The organism is Anaerolineales bacterium, assembly GCA_022866145.1.
Lineage (GTDB): Bacteria > Chloroflexota > Anaerolineae > Anaerolineales > E44-bin32 > PFL42.
In genome coordinates, this window is sequence record JALHUE010000289.1 from 1 (window position 1) to 2,280 (window position 2,280).

General features: G+C 66.1%; 3 protein-coding genes. All 3 read right to left on the minus strand.

Annotated features, from left to right (window positions below; genetic code table 11):
- On the minus strand, positions 1–947 hold a 947-nt coding region (locus MUO23_08985), incomplete at its 3' end, for a hypothetical protein (GenBank protein MCJ7513089.1).
- A gap of 20 nt (positions 948–967) precedes the next feature.
- Positions 968–1,798: a Wzz/FepE/Etk N-terminal domain-containing protein gene (locus MUO23_08990; GenBank protein ID MCJ7513090.1), complete on the minus strand. Its 831-nt coding sequence runs from the start codon at positions 1,796–1,798 to the stop codon at positions 968–970.
- Between the two features lie 52 nt (positions 1,799–1,850).
- On the minus strand, positions 1,851–2,280 hold a 430-nt coding region (cysC, locus tag MUO23_08995), incomplete at its 5' end, for an adenylyl-sulfate kinase (GenBank protein ID MCJ7513091.1).

Here is a 2,280-nt window from a genome sequence, read left to right on the forward strand (position 1 = left end):
GCGGACCCTGCAAACACCAGGCCTGAGCCAAGAGCTAGCAGCAGAAGGATGACAAGGGCCACCACGCCAACGCGTCCCGGATGCAATCGCCGATTCGGTACAGTCGGCGCAGCCAATGGGCCGTTTGGAGCGCCTTGGCCAACGCGCCGCCACAGCATCGCCACGAGCAACGATCCCAGCATCAGGAAGAAGCACAGCCAAGCAAGACGGGCGAAGGTGAAGAATAGGACCACGATCCCCGCCAGCAGAAGCACCAACTCAACCGAGAGGCGCCGGCGCCGATCGCTGAAGGCAGAGAACGCCAGCCACACACTCGCCAAGACCAACGGGAGGTACAGGAGCACCAGCTGGTCACCCAGCCAGGAGGGTTCGAAGGCGAATCCGGTTACCCTGGCTCGCAGCGGATCGCGGATCGAGAACAGGCGGTGAAAGGCGACCAGCCGTTCGGGAACCGGGTTGTAGGCATATCGAAGGCGAGCGACCTGGAAGCCGCTGTATGCGAGCATGGCCATCGCACCGGCATAGATCCATCGCAGGCTGGCGATCATCTCGCCTCGTCCACGAGGCAGCATGCTCGCCACGAGGAAGAAGCCTGCGCCGATACATAAGGTCAACAATGCCCGAAGCTCGCGCCCCAGCACACTTTGTCCCGCACTCGGGTAGACCGGCAGGAAGAACGCCCCCGCGCTAGCAACCAGCGCCACGCTGACAAAGGCGATCAGCGGCAGTGCGACCAGCGGCAGCCGTCGCTCCCGGACAATCCGCCAGGGCAACCAGCCCAGCAGCAAGAGCGCCAGAGGAACCCCGGAAAGGGGACTGACGCCGGTCCATCCGGCAAAGTGGGCAACCCACGGATGACTGGAGATCGGGATGGTGATCAGCAGCGCTGCCCAGAGAACCCAAGCGAGGCGCTCCTGCCAGGGGGGTCCGGTGGATTCTGTCAACACCCCACGCCCATCCCCAGCCGTCAAGTGCCCACCCCGCCGTGACCTTCCGCCGGCTCATCAGGCGCACGCCCGGATCGGCGTGGAGCCATGATGCTGATCCAGACTCCGGCGACCAGGCCAAGAACCGCCCCCGCCAGCACCAACGCGCCCCGATCCCACACGACCGGGGTCGACGGAGGTTGGGCGTGTTCGACCCACTCGAATGACAGCGAGGGAAGGATGCCCCGGCTCGCCTTCATTTCTGCCCGCAGCATCGCCTGCTGCCCGGAATCGAGCTCCGGGGCTGCGGTGACGCACTCCCAGAAGCGAGCCTCCGGCGCAGGCTGCGGCAGAAGTCGGAAGCACTCGACCATCACCGGCGCGCCTCTTAGGTCAAGCAGCTTCCAGGCATGCTGCTGTGCTACTTGAAGCTGAGTGACCGCAGCGGCAGCCCAGGCGTTGGCGATTCTCGCCGCAGTTGCCGGATCGCGATCGGTCGCCATCAGCTCCCATCTCGCCAGCCGCTGCTCGAGCACCAGTCGAGCGCGAAGCGCACGCAGGTCCGCCCACGCCGGGTTCGCAGGATCCACGCCCTTCAGCTCTTCCATCGCCTGTGTCAGGGTGTCATCGGCGAGGATCAGCTGATGCACGCGATCGAGGGCCCTGTCCTCCACCACCAATTCGAGTGGGCCGGTAACCCCGTAGTCGTTGCTGACGGCCAAGATAGCATTCGCCCGGTAGACCGGCGGTCGGACCAGGCTGAAGGCCCATCCCAGCGCGGCCCCCGCCAGGAGGGCGAGCAGCAACCAGTACCAGCGAGCCTGCACGCGCCGCGCCGGTTCGAGGAGGTCGGCATCCTGTGTCAGGTCCATTGCGCCGCCTCCAGCAGCGGGAAGGCTGTGCCCATCGTGGGACATGTGTCCGTCAGGCCGGCTCCGATGCCGCGGCGCCAGCCAGGGCGGCCTGGGCCGCAACGGCCCCCTCGCGGACGAAGCCCTTCCCCTGGATCACCTCCAGGATGCGGCGGGCATTTTCCTCGACCGCGACATTGACGGTGTCGAGCGTGATTTCGGGTTTGACCGGCGCCTCATAGGGATCGTCGATCCCGGTGAAGCCCTTCACCTCGCCTCGCCGGGCAGCGGCGTACATCCCCTTCGTATCGCGCGACTCACAGACCTCCAGCGGGGTATTGACGTACACCTCGATGAAGTGCTCAGCGCCTACCATGTTGCGCACGTCGTTGCGCGTGGCGCGGTATGGGCTGACGGCGGCGCAGATCACCACCCCGCCGTGGCGCACGATCTCCGAGGCCACGTAGCCGATGCGGCGGATGTTGATGTCCCGGTCTTCGCGA